The sequence below is a fragment of the Mesorhizobium sp. BR115XR7A genome (genome assembly GCF_020165315.1).
In the GTDB taxonomy this organism is placed as follows: domain Bacteria; phylum Pseudomonadota; class Alphaproteobacteria; order Rhizobiales; family Rhizobiaceae; genus Mesorhizobium; species Mesorhizobium australicum.
In genome coordinates this window covers 214,723-231,089 of the sequence record NZ_JAIUHW010000006.1, presented here as the reverse complement: position 1 = coordinate 231,089, position 16,367 = coordinate 214,723, and the positions used below count along the sequence as shown (strand labels likewise).

Sequence of the window (16,367 nt, the reverse complement as noted above, 5' to 3'; positions counted from 1 at the left end):
CTCGATGACGGAACCGGTGCTGGAGCGTTTGCTCGCCGACGAGACCCAGACAGCGCGGCTGGGCGAGGATCTGGCGTTGGCGCTGCGCGTGGGCGACGTGCTGGCGCTCAAGGGCGATCTCGGCGCCGGCAAGTCGACGCTGGCAAGGGCACTGATCCGGGCACTGGCCGACGATGCCGGTCTCGAAGTGCCGAGCCCGACCTTCACGCTGGTACAGAGCTACGATACCCGCGTGCCGGTTCACCATTTCGATCTCTACCGCCTGTCCTCGGCGGCCGAGCTCGACGAACTCGGCTTCGAGGAGGCGCTGGCGCAAGGTGCCGCCCTGATCGAATGGCCGGAACGGGCTGACGGCTATCTGCCCAAAGCGACGGTGCTGATCGAGCTCGTCCAGCATGGCGAGGGCCGGCTGGCCCGACTGTCGGGGCAAGGCGTTACCTTCGACCGTGTCGCGCGCTCGCTGGCCATGCGCGGCTTTCTGGAGAGCGCCGGCTGGGGGCAAGCGCGGCGCCGGCATTTCATCGGCGATGCCTCGGCCCGCTCCTACGAGATCGTAACGCTTGCCGGCGAGGCGCCGCGCGTGCTGATGAACTCGCCGCGGCTGGTACTCGGCCCGCCCGTGCGCGACGGCAAACCGTATGCCGTGATTGCCCATACGGCGCAATCGGTGTCCGCCTTCGTCGCCATCGACCGTGCGCTGTTGGCCGCCGGGGTCGCGGTGCCCAGGATCGACGCGCAGGATCTCGACCAGGGTTTCCTGCTGCTCGAGCATCTGGGCTCGGAAGGTTTCCTCGACGGCAATGGCGAGCCGGTCGCCGAACGCTACGAGGCGGCGGCCGAACTGCTTGCCGTGATGCACGGCAAGGCCTGGCCTCACCGCATGGAGGCGGCTCCCGGCGTCGTTCATGACGTGCCGCCCTTCGATCGCGACGCCATGCTGATCGAGGCCGACCTGCTGATCGACTGGTATGTGCCGGCGATAGCGGGCGAGCAGGCAAGCGAGGCGCTGCGTTCCGGCTACCACAAGACATGGAACGCGCTTCTCGACCGGCTGCAAGGCAGCGAATACACGCTGATGCTGCGCGACTTCCACTCGCCTAACATCATCTGGCGCGGCGAGCGGTCCGGCCTCGACCGGCTCGGCATCGTCGACGTCCAGGACGCGCTGATCGGGCCTTGCGCCTATGACGTCGCCTCGCTCGCCATGGACGCTCGCGTCACAATGGCACCCGAGATCGAGAAGCGGACGCTCGACGCCTATGTCGCCGCACGTCATGCAGCGGGCGGCTTCGACGAAGAAAGCTTCCTCGAAGCCTATGCAATCATGGCCGCGCAGCGCAATTCCAAGATTCTGGGTATTTTCGTGCGCCTCGAAAAACGTGACGGCAAACCCTATTATCTCAGGCACCTGCCGCGCATCCGCGATTATCTCAGGCGGGCGCTGTCGCATCCCACGCTCGCCGACCTGCGGGATTTCTATAGCGCGCACGGGCTGCTGGAGGAACGAGCGCTGTGACAATGAAACCGGACACCGCCATCGTCCTTGCCGCCGGGCTCGGCAAGCGCATGAGGCCGATCACCGACGCTATCCCCAAGCCGCTGGTCCGCATCGCCGGCAAGACGCTGCTCGACTGGGGCCTCGACAGCCTGGCGGCGGCCGGCGTCGGCAAGGCGGTGGTCAATGTCCATTACCTTCCCGAACAGATCGTCGCTCATGTGGCCGCCCGCCGCGCGCCGCGCGTCGTCATTTCCGATGAGAGCGGCCGGCTGCTCGATTCCGCCGGCGGCATCGTCAAGGCGCTGCCGGAGCTCGGCCAGGAGCCGTTCTACATCCTCAACGCCGATACGTTCTGGATCGACCACGGCCCGCTCAATCTCGGGCGGCTTGCCCTTGCATGGGACGCCGCGAAAATGGATATTCTGCTGATGCTGGCGGATCTCCATCAGGCGACAGGGCACTGTGGCAGCACCGATTTCCTGGTGGAGCCGGATGGTGCCCTGCGGCGTTCGAAAGGCGATCCCGCTGGCCTGATCTATGCCGGCGCCGCGATCATCCATCCGCGCCTGTTCAAAAACGCACCCGCCGAACCGCATTCGCTCAATGCCTATTTCGACAAGGCGATTGCCGGCGGCCGCCTGTTCGGCATGCCGATGCATGGCCACTGGATAACCGTCGGCACGCCCGATGCCATTCCGCTCGCCGAAGACGCAGTGGCCGGCGTACTCATCGGATCGCAATGAGCGGCTCAAGCCGCGTTTTCTCCATTCCCTCCGGAGCGCCGTTTCTGCCGACGCTGGCCGAGGCGCTGCTTGACGGCCGCCTTGTCCCCGGGTTTCGGTTCGACGGTGACCCCCTCGCTTTGGCCGATGTTACCATCTATGTGCCGACGCGCCGGGCGGCACGTGCATTGCGCGGCGTCTTCGTCGACAGCCTGAAGGCGCGTGGCGGCGGGGGTTCGGCGATCCTGCCGGTGATCCGGCCGCTCGGCGAATTCGACGAGGATGAGGCCGCATTCGAGGCCGATCCATCGGCGGCAATCGATCTCGCGCCCCCGATCGCCGCCACCGAGCGACTGTTGCTGCTGACGCCGCTGGTGCGGGCGTGGAAACGCCGGTTGCCCGCCCATGTCGCGGCCCTCTTCGCCGAGGAGATCGTCGTCCCAGCCTCCACCGCCGACGCGATCTGGCTGGCGCGCGATCTGGCCGGGCTGATGGACGAGATCGAGACGGAAGGCACCGACTGGGCCAAACTTGCCGGCCTCGTCAGTGGCAACCTTGCCGGATGGTGGCAGGTCACGCTCGAATTCCTCGGCATCGTCACCGATGCCTGGCCGAAATTCCTCGCAGAGAGCGACCGCTCCAACCCAGCCGCGCATCGCAGCGCCCTGATCCGTGCCGAGGCGGCGCGGCTACGGCGCAATCCACCCGCCGGGCCGGTCATAGCCGCGGGGTCCACCGGCTCCATACCCGCCACGGCGGAACTGCTTGCGACCATCGCCGGCCTGTCCGGCGGTGCCATCGTGCTGCCCGGCCTGGACCAGATGCTCGACGAAGCCTCCTTCCAGGCTCTCGTCGCTCCCGGCGCGCGTCCAGCCGTGCTGGGCCATCCGCAATACGGCCTGGCAAAGCTGATCGGCAAGATCGGCGTGCTGCGCGGCGATGTCGAGGAGATCGGTGCGGCCGAGCCGAAGCTCGCGCGCCGCGCCGCCCTTGTCGGCGAGGCGCTGCGGCCGGCCGAGACCACGGAATTGTGGGCGGAAACACGAAACGGGTTTTCAGCGTCCGATATCGCCGGCGCTTTCGCCGACGTGACGCTGCTGGAGGCGGCAAGCGAGCGCGACGAAGCCGTCGCGATCGCCGTCGCGCTCAAGCAGGCAGTGGAAGAACCCGGCCAAAGGGCCGCTCTCGTGACCGGCGACCGCGCGCTGGCACGCCGCGTCTCGGTCGAGCTCAAGCGCTTCGGTGTCGTTGCCGACGATTCCGGCGGCACGCCGCTGTCCAACACGCCGGCGGCCAGCCTGCTCAGGCTGGCGCTCGAAGCGGTGTTCCGGCCGGGCGATCCGGTCGGCCTGCTGTCGCTGCTCAAGCATCCCCTGCTTGGCCTGGGTCTGGAACGGGTCACCGTGCGCCACGCGGCGGAATTGGTCGAACTGGTGACGCTGCGCGGCGGCACCGGCCGCCCCGACATCGCTTCGCTGCCGGATCTTTTCGAGGCCCGCCTCACCGGGCTAGGCGACGGCAGCCGGCCGCCGTTCTGGTTTGCCCGCCTGACCGTGCGCTCCATTGAGGTTGCGCGGACCCTTCTCGCACGCCTGGCTGACGCGCTGGCGCCGCTTTCGGCCTTTCGCGGCCAGGCGGAGGCCGGCCTTGCCGAGCTGGTCGAAGCCAGCGTCGTTGCCCTGGAAAATCTCGGCCGTTCCGCCGACGGTGGTCTTGGCGAACTCTACGCCGGCGATGCCGGCGAAAAACTCGCCGAACTGCTGCGCGGGCTGGTCGCGGCTTCGGCGCCGCTGTCGTTCGCGGCAATCGAATGGCCCGATGTGATGGAGGCGCTGATCGCGCCCGAGACCGTCAAGCCAGCGCAAGGCACCGACAGGAACATCGCCATCTGGGGCGCCCTGGAGGCGCGGCTGCAGGATGTCGACACGCTGGTCATCGGCGGGCTCAACGAAGGGGTCTGGCCGCGCAAGCCGGAGAGCGACCGCTTCATGTCGCGGCTGATGAAGACCGGCATCGACCTAGAACCGCCGGAGCGGCGCATCGGGCTTGCCGCGCATGATTTCCAGATGGCCATGGGCGCGAGACATGTGGTGCTGGCCCGCTCGGCGCGTGCCGGCGACGCGCCCGCCGTGCCGTCGCGCTGGTTGCAGCGGCTGCTCACCTTCATCGGCAACGATCAGGCGGCGGCACTGCGCCGGCGCGGCGATGAGCTGCTCGCCTGGGCGCGCGCGCTCGACACGGGGCCGAAGCGGGATTTCGCGCCACGGCCGCAGCCGAAGCCACCGCTCTCGGTCCGCCCGACGCATTTCTCCGTCACCGAGATCGAGACGCTGCGCCGCGACCCCTACGCTGTCTATGCCCGGAGGATCCTTGGCCTGACGCCGCTCGATCCGCTCGTCCGCGATCCGGGTGCGGCGGAGCGCGGCACGCTGTTTCACGCCATCCTGCATCTCTTTTCGTCCGAGGTGGCCGACCCGCGCGCGCCGGACGCACTGGCCGGGCTCATCGCCGCCGGCCGCGCCTGTTTTGCCGAGGCGACGCTTCCCGCCGATGTCGAGGCGGTGTGGTGGCCGCGGTTCGAAAAGCTCGCCACCAACATCATCGAATGGGAGCGAACGCGCGCCGACGCGGTGGTCCAGCGGCATGCCGAGGAGCGCGCCGGCAAGACTGTCGTCGGACAGTCCGGCGTAACGCTGTCTGGCTATGCCGACCGTGTCGACCTGCTGGCCGGCGGCATGGCGGACATTCTGGACTACAAGACGGGTTCCTCGCCTTCCAAGGCACAGGCCCATACGCTATTGGCGCCGCAACTGGCGTTGGAAGGGGCGCTGCTCAGGCGTGGCGCATTCAAGGATTTGGGCACGCGCGAACCGTCGCAACTGGCCTTCATCAGGTTGAAGCCGAATGGCGAGGTGTTCGAGGAGTCCATACTCGAACACAACCGCCAACCACGCACCGCCGCCGATCTTGCCGAAGAGGCCTGGGCGCGGCTGGAAAAACTGCTGATCCATTATGCCGACCCGGCGACCGGCTATCTGTCGCGCGCGCTGCCGTTTCGCGAAGGCGAAACCGATGGCGATTACGACCACCTCGCCCGCGTGCTCGAATGGTCCGCCGGCGGCGACGCCGGGGATGAGGGAGGGGAGGCATGAAGAAAGCCTATCCGATCCCGAGCGATACGGCTTCGAGCCAGGCCCGGGCCGCCGATCCCGGCAATTCGGCCTGGGTGTCGGCCAATGCGGGATCGGGCAAGACGCACGTGCTGGCCCAGCGCGTCATCCGGCTGCTGCTCAACGGCACCGATCCCTCGAAGATATTGTGCCTGACCTATACGCGCGCCGCGGCCGCCAACATGTCGAACCGGGTTTTCTCCACGCTGTCGGAATGGACATCGCTGGGTGATCTGGAGCTGGCCGCCAGAATAGAGGAGCTGGAAGGGCGCCGGGCCGATCGCGACACCATGCGCCGTGCCCGTCGCCTGTTCGCCGAGGCGCTGGAGACGCCTGGCGGGTTGAAAATCCAGACCATTCACGCCTTCTGCGAATCCGTTCTGCATCAGTTCCCCCTGGAAGCCAACATCCCCGCCCATTTCGAAATGCTCGACAGCCAGATGGAGGCCGCGCTTTTTGCCGCTGCGCGCCGCGAGATGATCTCCGCCGCCGGCGACAGGACTTTGGCGGAGGCCTTCGCCACTATCCTGGAACGCGGCGGTGAAGCCGGTCTCGACGCCTTGCTTGGCGAGATCGTGCGCAAGCGTGACGGGTTGCGTCATTTCCTCGATGCTGTCGGGCGTGACGGCTTCCAGCCGCTGTTCGATGAATTCCATTTCCAGCCCGGCCAGACCGCCGGAGGCATAGCGGCATCTGTATCGCCGCTGCCTGGTTTCCTGCCGGACTATTTTGCCGGCTTTGCCCAGGCAGCCGAAGCCACCGACGCCAGGTCGGTGTTGAACAACATCCTGCCCTATGCGCGCCTGGCCTTCGCCGAGAGCGACCCTCTCCGCCGGCTGCAGTTGCTTGCAAGAGCCTTCCTCAAGACCGACGGCGATCCTTATGATCCGGCAAAGGCGTTCAAAAAGGCGCTCACCGACCGGCTGCCTGAGCTGGCCGAGCGCTATGTGTCGGCCGCCAGCGCCATCATGGAGACTGTCGACCGGCTGGCGCTATTCCGGATGCTGGAGGGCACACGCGCGGCCCTGACCATCGCCGACTGGCTGATCGCACGCTACGAAGTGCTGAAGCGCGGCCGCGGCTTTCTCGATTTCAACGACCTGATCACCCGCACGGTGAACCTTTTGGCGCGGCCCGATGCCGGCCCATGGGTGCAATACAAGCTCGACCAGGGCATAGATCACATCCTGCTCGACGAGGCGCAGGACACCAGCCCGGATCAATGGGAGGTGGTGAAGCGGCTGGCGGAAGAATTCTTTGCCGGCTTCGGCGCCCGCGAGCGGGTCCACCGCACGGTCTTTGCCGTCGGCGACGAGAAGCAGTCGATCTACTCCTTCCAGGGTGCGGCACCCGACTCCTTCGCCGACAGCCGGTTGTTGTTCGCCGGGCGTGTGCGCGATGCCGAAGCGTCCTTCGCCGACCTCAAGCTGACCTGGTCGTTCCGCTCCACTGACGATGTGCTGGCCGCCGTCGACCGGGTCTTTGCCGACCCCATCGTGCGGCGCGGCATCAGCCACGATCCCGATCCGCTGAACCACAAGGCGATCCGCACCGATGCGCCAGGCTATGTCGAGGTCTGGCCGTCGATCGGCGCCGAGGCCGTCGACGAGCCCGACGACTGGGCGCAAGCGATCGATCATGCCCATGCGCCGGCGGTACGCGTCGCCGAGAATGTCGCGGCCACCATTGCCGGCTGGATCGGCAAGGGGGAAATCATCGAGGGGCGTGGCAAGCGGCTGCGGCCGGGCGACGTGCTGGTGCTGGTGCGCAAGCGCGACAGCTTCGTCCACGCGCTGACCCGCGCGCTCAAGCGCCGCGACATCCCGGTTGCCGGCGCCGACCGGCTGAGCCTGTCGGGCCATATTGCCGTCAAGGACCTGATCGCGCTCGGCCACCTTTTGATCCAGCCGCAGGACGATTTGTCGCTCGCCGCTCTGCTGCGCAGTCCGGTCTTCGACCTGCCGGAAGAGACACTGTTCACGCTCGCCGCGCAACGGCCGTCCGGCGTGTCGCTGGCGGCATCGCTACGCCAGCATGCCGGCGGAAGCGAAACGCTCGCGGCGGTGGTCGCGCAACTCGACGGCTGGGCTGACGAGGCCGCCTTCAAGCCGGTGTTCGAATTCTATGCCGCCCTGCTGGCGCGCGATGGCGTACGCCGCAAGATGATCGCGCGGCTCGGGCCGGAAGCCGGCGATATTCTCGATGAGTTCCTGAGCTTCTGCCTTGCCGAAGAGCGGACTGGCCTGCCCGGGCTGGAAGCCTTCCTGTCGACACTGGAAAACGCCGGCCCCGAGATCAAGCGCGAGATGGATCAGACCCGTGACGAGGTCCGGGTCATGACCGTGCACGCGGCCAAGGGCCTTGAGGCGCCCGTGGTGTTCCTGGTCGACGGCGGTTCCGCCCCGTTCAGCGACCAGCATTTACCGCGCCTGATGCCTTTCGACGGCTCTGGCCGACATTGGGACGGCAGGGGCTATCTCTGGCGTTCGGCCAGCGACGTCGCCAACGGCTTCTCGAAGACGGCCGCCGCTCGCGCCCGCGAACTCGCCGACGACGAGTACCGCCGGCTGCTCTATGTCGGCATGACGCGCGCCGAGGACCGGCTTATCGTCTGCGGCTATCACGGCAAGCGGGCGCCGAACGCCGGCACATGGCATTCGATCGTCAGCCGCGCGCTGAGCGGCGCGCCCGAAAGCGAACAGCGTCCGCATCCTGCCGGCGGGGAGCCTGTCTACCGTTTCCACATCACCAAACTGCCGCCGGTTGCGCCAAGTCCGGGCGAACAGGCACGGCAGGCCGATGCTTTCGGACCCTTGCCGACGACCCTGTTCAGGCCCTTGCCGCCTTTCGAGGACCTGCCGCGTCCCCTGTCGCCGTCGGGCGCCTCGGCGCTGATCGAGGAAGGCAAGGAAGCGGTGGTCGACAAGGCGTCGCCGGTGCTGGACGCCGCTGCCGAGCCAGGTTTTGCCGTGCTGCGCGGGCTCGCACTGCACAAACTGCTGCAGATGCTGCCCGGCATCGCCGAGGACGCACGGGTGGACGCTGCGAAGCGTTATCTCTCCCGAACGGGTGCGGCGTGGTCCGAGGACGAGCGTGAAATGGCCCTGGCATCGGTCATCGCCATCCTTGCCGACCCTGGCCTCGGTCAGCTGTTCGCGCCCTCCTCGCGCGCCGAGGTCGCGATCATGGGCAGCCTGGAGGTCAAGGGCAAAATCCGCTCCATTTCGGGCAAGATCGATCGGCTGGCGGTGACCCCGAATGCGGTCTCGATCGTCGACTACAAGACCAACCGGCCCGCACCCGCCTCCCTGGCGGAAGTCCCGCCGGCCTATCTGCTTCAGCTCGCGCTCTATCGCGCCCTGCTGCAGCCGCTTTATCCCGGGCGGGAGGTCAAGGCAGCCCTGCTGTTCACCGAAGCGCCAAGGCTGATCGAACTGCCGTCCCGGGCCATGGACGACGCCCTTGCCCGACTCACGGGAGCGTGACACAAGAACTGCTTGAAGAAGGGCGCGACAACCACCACATTTGGTGGGACGAAAAATTTCGAAAGGATTTCAGCATGACCACCGTCAAGGTCGACAAGAACAATTTCCAGGCTGACGTGCTTAATGCCCAGGTACCGGTTGTGGTTGATTTCTGGGCGGAATGGTGTGGCCCTTGCAAGATGATCGCACCGGCGCTTGAGGACATCGCCACCGAGCTCGGCGCCAAGGTCAAGATCGCCAAGCTGAATATCGACGAGAATCCCGAGCTTGCCGCCCAGTTTGGCGTGCGCTCGATCCCGACGCTGATGATCTTCAAGGGCGGCGAAGTGGCCGACATCAAGGTTGGCGCCGCGCCCAAGACCGCACTGTCGCACTGGGTCAACGGCAATCTCGCCTGATGCCATCTGAATTCGAAGCATTGAGCCCGGCCATCGCGCCGGGCTTTTTGTTGGCGTCATCGGTGCGCCGCTCTGGCCCTCACATCGGGCCACTCCATGTCCTCTGTTGGCAGCAGAAGCAGGGAGAGAGAAATGACCGGATCCGCCAAGGCCACCGTCTTCATCGACAACGAACGCGTCATCGTCACCGAGTACCGCTTCCAGCCGGGCGACAACACCGGCTGGCATCGCCACGGCCACGACTATGTCGTGGTGCCACTGATGGACGGCAAGCTGAAGCTGGTGACCAAGGACGGCGAAACCTTCGCCGAGATGAAGAAAGGCGCGCCGTATTTCCGCAAGGAGGGAGTGGAACACGACGTCGTCAGCGCCAATGAGGGCGAGTACGCTTTTATCGAGATTGAGCTGAAGTAAGCGGCAATCCTGACGTTGACCGAAGCCTCCTTAACTTCGTCATACCAGGGCGAAGCAGGAGCGAAGCTCCGTCGCGAAGACCTTGGTATCTGTGCCGTGACGGCCCTCGACGAATGCAGCTGAAGGAAATTCCGCACCGCTGCTTCGCTTCGCTCCTCGCTACGCCCTGGGATAACGAGGCGATGGACGGCCTCAGGTTGGGGGCGTGCCGTTCTCGGCGAGAACCGCGCCGGCCAGGTAAAGTGACCCGCCGATCAGGATGCGCGGCGTGGGGCCGTCCCAGGTGTCGCGCAGCAGCATCAGGGCGCTGGCGACGGAGCTTACCGGCTCGGCCGTCAGCCCGGCTTCCGTGGCACGGATCGCCAGTTCGTCATTCGGCACACCGGCATCGCTCATGCTCACGGGCACGGTGTAGACATGCCGGACGAGGCCCTTGAAGGCGCGGAAATAGCCGGCCTGGTCCTTGGTGTTGATCATGCCCGAAATGAGGAAGAGCGGACGCGGGTTCTTTTCTTCCTGCTCGGCCAGCGCTTCGGCGACGACGACGCCAGCGCCGGGATTATGGCCGCCGTCGAGCCAGATGTCGGCGCCCTTCGGCGCCAGTTCCGCCAGCCGGCCCTGCGCCAGCTTCTGCATGCGGCCCGGCCAGGCGACGTTGGTCATTGCCTTCTCGGCGGCGCGGTGGCTGATCTCGAAGCCGGCCGCCTTGACCGCGGCGATCGCAGCAGCCGCATTGGCGAACTGGTGGCGACCGGGCAGCCGCGGCGGCGGCAGATCCATCAACCCATCATCGTCCTGGTAGACCATGCGGCCGTTTTCCTCGAAAGCGAGAAAATCCTGCCCGTAGACCAGGGTCGGGCATTCCAACCGCTCGGCGGCGTCGATCAGCACCTGCAGCGCCGTCTCGCTTTCCTGCGCGCCGATGACCACCGGGCAGCCACGCTTCATGATCCCGGCCTTTTCGGCGGCGATCAGTTCGACGCGATCGCCGAGATAGGCCTCATGGTCCATCGACACCGGCATGATCACCGACACGGCCGGCCGCGCGACGACATTGGTGGCGTCGAAACGGCCGCCAAGACCGACCTCGATGATCGCGACATCGGCCGGATGTTCCGAAAACAGGATGAAGGTGACGGCGGTGAGAATTTCGAAGACGGTGATCTTCTGGCCTGCATTGGCCTTGGCAACGCGGGCAATGGCCTCCGCGAAGATGTCGTCGTCGACCAGCCTGCCCCCGCCTTCGGCGGCCAGCCTGTAGCGCTCGTGCCAGCTGACCAGATGCGGAGAAGTGTGGACATGGACGAGCCGGCCGGAGGCTTCCAGCAGCGCCCGCGAGAAGGCTGCGCAGGAACCCTTGCCGTTGGTGCCCGCGATGTGGATGACCGGCGGCAGCAGGTCCTGCGGACTGCCCAACCGCTCCAACAGCCGCGAGATGCGGTCGAGCGAAAGATCGAAGCCCTTCGGGTGAAGCGCCATCAGGGCTTCGATTTCGCGGTCCGCGGCAAGCGTCGTCATGGCAAATCCCGTGCATGGCCTGGAGCCAGAATCGCTCCCGCAAAGACCACGGCTATCAAAAGGCTACAGCGTGCAACGGATGCCGCGCAATCGCTGTTCGCGGCGGCCAATGTCGCGTCAGGCCAGTCTCACGTCAGGCCAGTCTCACGTTAGGTCGGTGTAGCGTCAAGCTTGCGGCCGGACGTCGGCGGCAACCACGGCCGGCGGCAGGATTTCCGGTTCCAGAGGCTTTTGCTCTTCCGGCATCTTGAGCAGCATCTTCAACAGGCGGGCGATGGTCTCCCGCAGCTCCAGCCGCGACACCACCATGTCGATCATGCCATGCTCCATCAGATATTCGGAGCGCTGGAAGCCGTCCGGCAATTTCTCGCGGATGGTCTGTTCGATAACACGCGGCCCGGCAAAACCGATCAGCGCGCCGGGCTCGGCGATGTGCACGTCGCCCAGCATGGCATAGGAGGCGGTGACGCCGCCGGTGGTCGGGTTGGTAAGCACGACGATGTAGGGCAGGCCGGCTTCCTTCAGCCTATCAACACCAACCGTGGTGCGCGGCAATTGCATGAGCGACAAAATACCTTCCTGCATGCGCGCGCCGCCGGAGGCGGCGAACAGGATCAACGGCCGCTTGCGCTGCAAGGCGACCTCGAAGCCATGCACGATGGCATCACCCGCAGCCATGCCGAGCGAACCGCCCATGAAAGCGAAATCCTGCACCGTCACCACCACCGGCAAGCCCTCGACGGTCCCCAGCGCATTGATGATGGCGTCTTCCAGGCCGGTCTTGGCCTTGGCGTCCTTCAGCCGGTCGACATAGCGTTTCTCGTCGCGGAACTTCAGCGGATCCTGCATGACCTTGGGATTGTCCAGGGTCTCGTACTTGCCGTCATCGAAGAAGAATTTCAGCCGCTCCTTGGCCGAGATCTTCATGTGATGGCCGGAAGACGGGATGACGAACTGGTTGGATTCCAGGTCCTTGTGGAACACCATCTCGCCGGTCTCGGGATCCTTGATCCAGAGATTCTCGGGCATGTCGGTGCGCCGGCCGAGCATCGAATTGATCTTCGGGCGAACGTAATTGGTGATCCAGTTCATCGCTTCGGCTCCTGTCCTGACGAAGAGTTGGGTAAAGACGTAGGGAAACTATTCGGCGGCAGCAAGGCGGGCCGAACGCACGCCTTGCGCAAGGCCGCTGACCAGCGTGGCGACTGCCTCGGCCGGATCGGCGGTCTTTTCACCCTTCGGCCCCAGCACGTTCGCGACCGCGTTGACGATCGCTGTGCCGACGACCACGCCGTCGGCGTTGGCCCCGATCACGCGCGCCTGTTCGGCGGTCTTGACGCCGAACCCGACGCAGACCGGCAGGTTGGTGTGACCCTTGATGCGCTGGACCGCTGTGGCGACCTTGCCGGTGTCGGCAAGCGCCGAGCCGGTGATGCCGGTCATGGACACGTAGTAGACGAAGCCGGATGTGTTCTGCAGCACCTTGGGCAGGCGCTTGTCGTCGGTGGTCGGCGTTGCCAACCGGATGAAATTGATGCCGGCCTTCAGCGCCGGGATGCAGAGTTCCTCATCCATCTCCGGCGGCAGGTCGACGACGATCAGCCCGTCGATGCCGCTGGCGATCGCGTCCTTCAGGAAGCGGTCGACGCCATAGATGTAGATCGGGTTGTAGTAGCCCATCAGCACGATCGGCGTTTCATCGTCGCCGGCGCGGAAGTCCGACGCCATCTTCAGCGTCTTGACCAGCGTCTGACCGCCTTTGAGCGCCCTGAGGCCCGCCGCCTGGATCGCCGGGCCGTCGGCCATCGGGTCGGAAAACGGCATGCCGAGCTCGATGATGTCGGAGCCGGCGCCGGGCAGCGCCTTCATGATCGACAGCGAGGTTGCATAGTCGGGGTCGCCACCCATGAAATAGGTGACGAGGGCCGGGCGGCCTTCGGCCTTCAGCTTCGCCATGCGGCGGTCGATGCGGGTTGTCATGTCAGGCCCTTTGGACGAATTTTGCTCATAATCAACTCCCAGGTCGAACGGTCCAAAGGGCCTAGATCTCCATGCCCAGCATCGAGGCCACCGTGTGGACGTCCTTGTCGCCACGGCCGGACAGGTTGACGATGACGATCTGGTCCTTGTCCATGGCGGGCACGATCTTGACCGCATGGGCGATGGCGTGCGCGGATTCCAGCGCCGGGATGATGCCTTCGACGCGGGTCGTCAGCCTGAAGGCCTCGAGCGCCTCGTCGTCAAGGATCGGCACATAGTCGACACGGCCGGAGTCGCGCAGCCAGGAATGCTCCGGGCCGACGCCAGGATAATCGAGGCCGGCCGAGATCGAATGGCCGTCCATGATCTGGCCGTCGGCATTCTGCAGGAGATAGGTGCGGTTGCCGTGCAGCACACCGGGGGAGCCGGCATTCATCGAGGCGCAATGCTCGATGCCGTCGAGGCCGCGCCCGCCGGCCTCGATGCCGATGATCCGAACCTCCTTGTCATCGAGGAAGGGATGGAACATGCCTATGGCATTGGACCCGCCGCCGACGGCGGCGATGATGGTGTCGGGCAGCCGCCCCTCCTGTTCGAGGATCTGCGCGCGCGCCTCGGTTCCGATCACCGACTGGAAATCGCGCACCAGTTCCGGATAGGGGTGCGGGCCAGCCGCGGTGCCGATCAAATAATAGGTGTCCTCGACATTGGTCACCCAATCGCGAAGGGCTTCGTTCATGGCGTCCTTCAGCGTGCCGTGACCGGCGGTGACGGGCCGCACTTCGGCGCCGAGCAGCTTCATGCGGAAGACGTTGGGGCTCTGGCGGGCGACGTCTGTCGCGCCCATATAGACGACGCAGGGAAAGCCGAAGCGAGCGGCGACCGTGGCGGACGCCACGCCATGCTGGCCGGCTCCGGTCTCGGCGATGATGCGCTTCTTGCCCATGCGCTTGGCCAACAGGATCTGGCCGAGGCAGTTGTTGATCTTGTGCGAACCGGTATGGTTCAAATCCTCGCGCTTGAAATAGACTTTCGCGCCGCCCCCGAGGCCCTTCGCCGAGGAAACCTCACGAAGATGCCTGGTCAGGCCCTCGGCGAAGTAGAGCTTCGACGGCCGTCCGGCATAATGGGTCGAAAGACCGGTCAGTTCGGCCCTGAATTCCGGATCGTTCTTGACCTCGTTCCAGTTTTTTTCCAAGTCGAGGATCAGCGGCATCAGCGTTTCGGCAACGAAACGACCGCCGAAAATGCCGAACATGCCCTGTTCGTCGGGTCCGGTGCGGAAGGAATTGGGTGTCGCCGGCTTGTTCATCGCCGATCTCCTAGATCTGTACTTTGAGCATGTCCTGTCGGAAAACCGGTTCCCACTTTTCCGGGACATGCTCAGGGTTCGAAATTTTGTTCAGGCAGCGCGGTCGTCCCGCGCGGCCCTGACGGCCCGGAAAAACTGTTCGATCAGCGCCGGATCCTTGACGCCCGGGGCGCTTTCCACGCCTGACGAAATGTCGATCGCGGGCGGATTGGCCAGCCTAAGGGCATCGCCGATGTTGGCGGCGTTGAGCCCACCGGAAAGCATGTAATCGATCCCGGCGTCAAGGCCGGCGAGAATGCGCCAGTCGAAGGCGACGCCATTGCCGCCCGGCAGTTCCGAGCCCTTTGGCGGCTTGGCGTCGAACAGGAACCGGTCGGCGATGCCGACAAACGGCTTTATCCGTTCGAGATCGGCGGCCTCGCTGAGCGGCAACGCCTTCATCACCGGCAGCCCATGGCGGGCTTTCAGTTCAGCCACTCGCTCGGGGGGTTCGGAGCCGTGCAGCTGCAGCATGTCGGGCTGCAGCTTTTCGACGATTTCGTCGAGGAAGGCGTCTCTGGCATCGACAGTGACGGCAATCGCCGAGGCCTTGCCACGAGCCGCTTCGCGCAGACGGCCGGCTTCGGCCGGCTCAACATAACGCGGGCTTTTTGGAAAGAAAATGAACCCGACGTGGCTGGCGCCGCCGGCCAGGGCCGCGGCCATTGCCTGGTCGGTCTTCAAGCCGCAGATCTTGATGTCGAGCGCCATGGCGCGGGAATTGGCACGAAAAGCGCCAAGAGTCGAGAAAAAGCATGCTGTTTGCCGGCAGGGCCAAAGGCGCTACCTATGGATTGGACAGCATGCAAGGCGGGAGCACAGCCATGGCCGACCAGACCGTTGCCGAACTGAAGCAGAAGATCGCGCAGGCGCGCGAGGTCATAGCGCACCTCATGGACAGAGCCGCCTTCAATGGCGCCGAGGCGCATCGAGCGCTGGATTATTTCGGCGGCGAAGCTTTCGACCGGAACTTTCTACCCTGGCCGCACCATGGCGACGAAGGGTTGCGGCCGGATGAGCTCAATGCGGCGAATGATGATTGAGGCGCCCTACTCGAACACAATCGCCTGCAGGGCGCCGCCATTGCGCTTCAGCCAATCCTTGCAGCGATCGGTGTCGGGGCAGAGCTTTTCGCACAATTTCCAGAATTTCGGCCCGTGGTTCATCTCCTTGAGATGCGCCACCTCATGCGCGACAAGGTAGTTTATGACAGGCTGCGGCGCCATCATGATGCGCCAGGAAAAGGACAGATTGCCTTCCGAAGTGCAGGAGCCCCAGCGGCTGGAGGTGTCCTTGTAGCGGATCGCCTTGGCGCGCTTGCCAAGCGCCTCCGTGTGCTTGACGACCAGCTTTTCGATTTCCTTCTTGGCCTCGCGTTTCAAAAAATCGGCGATGCGGCGCGGCAGATGGATGCGGTCGCCATGCACGATCAGCAGCGGGCCGCGGTCGTCGCGCGATATGGTGACAGTGCCGCGCTTTGACGGCTCATGTACGATACGGTGGGCCACGCCGCGTACCGGAATCTTTATGCCCGGACGCACCTGCGGCCGTGTCGGCACCTTGGCCAGCCGCTGTTCCAGCCAGCCCTGGTGGCGGTCGAGGAACCTGTCCACTTCACCGCGGCGCAGGCCCGGCGGCACGGTTATGCGCAGGCCCTGTCCGCCGGAATCGATGCGCAGCGTCAGACGCTTTGCCCTGGCGCTCTCGACGATCTTGAGCGGCAGCGTGCGGCCGGCGACGCAATATTCCCGCTCCACCACAGGCGTGGGTTTGGGCTTCGTCAGATTGCGGAAGAACCCGATGGTCATGGCGGGACGATACGCGATTCGAG

The 16,367-nt window shown here is 65.5% G+C and carries 13 protein-coding genes; 7 read left to right on the top strand and 6 right to left on the bottom strand.

The features are described 5' to 3' along the window. Positions 1-4: 4 nt before the first annotated feature. The 6 genes from tsaE to LB557_RS15225 all read left to right on the top strand — a co-directional run bounded on the left by tsaE (position 5) and on the right by LB557_RS15225 (position 9,687). Complete coding sequence (gene tsaE, locus LB557_RS15250) at positions 5-1,516, top strand: tRNA (adenosine(37)-N6)-threonylcarbamoyltransferase complex ATPase subunit type 1 TsaE (RefSeq protein ID WP_224643266.1); 1,512 nt, start codon at positions 5-7, stop codon at positions 1,514-1,516. 2 nt (positions 1,517-1,518) lie between these two features. Beyond that, complete coding sequence (locus LB557_RS15245; RefSeq protein ID WP_224643267.1) at positions 1,519-2,241, top strand: nucleotidyltransferase family protein; 723 nt, start codon at positions 1,519-1,521, stop codon at positions 2,239-2,241. Beyond that, on the top strand, positions 2,238-5,372 hold the full coding sequence (gene addB / locus LB557_RS15240; RefSeq protein ID WP_224643268.1) for a double-strand break repair protein AddB: 3,135 nt from the start codon (positions 2,238-2,240) through the stop codon (positions 5,370-5,372). The genes LB557_RS15245 and addB overlap by 4 nt, the downstream gene beginning before the upstream one ends. Next, the gene (addA, locus tag LB557_RS15235) at positions 5,369-8,875 is read left to right on the top strand and encodes a double-strand break repair helicase AddA (protein ID WP_224643269.1); all 3,507 of its coding nucleotides are present in this window, start codon (positions 5,369-5,371) and stop codon (positions 8,873-8,875) included. Before addB ends, addA begins: the two co-directional genes overlap by 4 nt. A gap of 74 nt (positions 8,876-8,949) precedes the next feature. After that, on the top strand, positions 8,950-9,273 hold the full coding sequence (trxA, locus tag LB557_RS15230) for a thioredoxin (RefSeq protein WP_015314366.1): 324 nt from the start codon (positions 8,950-8,952) through the stop codon (positions 9,271-9,273). A 132-nt stretch (positions 9,274-9,405) separates the two neighbouring features. After that, the gene (locus tag LB557_RS15225; RefSeq protein ID WP_015314367.1) at positions 9,406-9,687 is read left to right on the top strand and encodes a cupin domain-containing protein; all 282 of its coding nucleotides are present in this window, start codon (positions 9,406-9,408) and stop codon (positions 9,685-9,687) included. Between the two features lie 192 nt (positions 9,688-9,879). Here LB557_RS15225 and LB557_RS15220 read toward each other — a convergent pair whose 3' ends face one another. The 5 genes from LB557_RS15220 to LB557_RS15200 form a co-directional block, all read right to left on the bottom strand. Next, positions 9,880-11,205, bottom strand: a complete 1,326-nt coding sequence (locus LB557_RS15220; RefSeq protein WP_224643270.1) for a bifunctional folylpolyglutamate synthase/dihydrofolate synthase — start codon at positions 11,203-11,205, stop codon at positions 9,880-9,882. 165 nt (positions 11,206-11,370) lie between these two features. Continuing rightward, a complete protein-coding gene (gene accD / locus LB557_RS15215; RefSeq protein ID WP_224643271.1) occupies positions 11,371-12,297 on the bottom strand; it encodes an acetyl-CoA carboxylase, carboxyltransferase subunit beta in 927 nt (308 codons plus the stop codon). Between the two features lie 48 nt (positions 12,298-12,345). Further along, positions 12,346-13,185, bottom strand: coding sequence for a tryptophan synthase subunit alpha (gene trpA / locus LB557_RS15210; RefSeq protein WP_140615143.1), 840 nt, complete (start codon positions 13,183-13,185; stop codon positions 12,346-12,348). A gap of 61 nt (positions 13,186-13,246) precedes the next feature. Continuing rightward, entirely contained in the window at positions 13,247-14,497 is a 1,251-nt protein-coding gene (gene trpB, locus LB557_RS15205; RefSeq protein ID WP_224643272.1) for a tryptophan synthase subunit beta, read from the bottom strand. A gap of 90 nt (positions 14,498-14,587) precedes the next feature. Then, on the bottom strand, positions 14,588-15,247 hold the full coding sequence (locus tag LB557_RS15200) for a phosphoribosylanthranilate isomerase (RefSeq protein ID WP_224643273.1): 660 nt from the start codon (positions 15,245-15,247) through the stop codon (positions 14,588-14,590). 113 nt (positions 15,248-15,360) lie between these two features. On the opposite strand from LB557_RS15200, the gene LB557_RS15195 reads away from it, so the two are divergent. Further along, complete coding sequence (locus tag LB557_RS15195; protein WP_041163587.1) at positions 15,361-15,579, top strand: hypothetical protein; 219 nt, start codon at positions 15,361-15,363, stop codon at positions 15,577-15,579. Positions 15,580-15,585: 6 nt separating this feature from the next. Here the strand turns inward: LB557_RS15195 and LB557_RS15190 are convergent, their stop codons facing one another. Then, positions 15,586-16,344 carry a M48 family metallopeptidase gene (locus tag LB557_RS15190; RefSeq protein WP_140660116.1) on the bottom strand — a complete coding sequence of 253 codons (759 nt, stop codon included), beginning with the start codon at positions 16,342-16,344 and terminating at the stop codon, positions 15,586-15,588. Positions 16,345-16,367 lie beyond the last annotated feature (23 nt).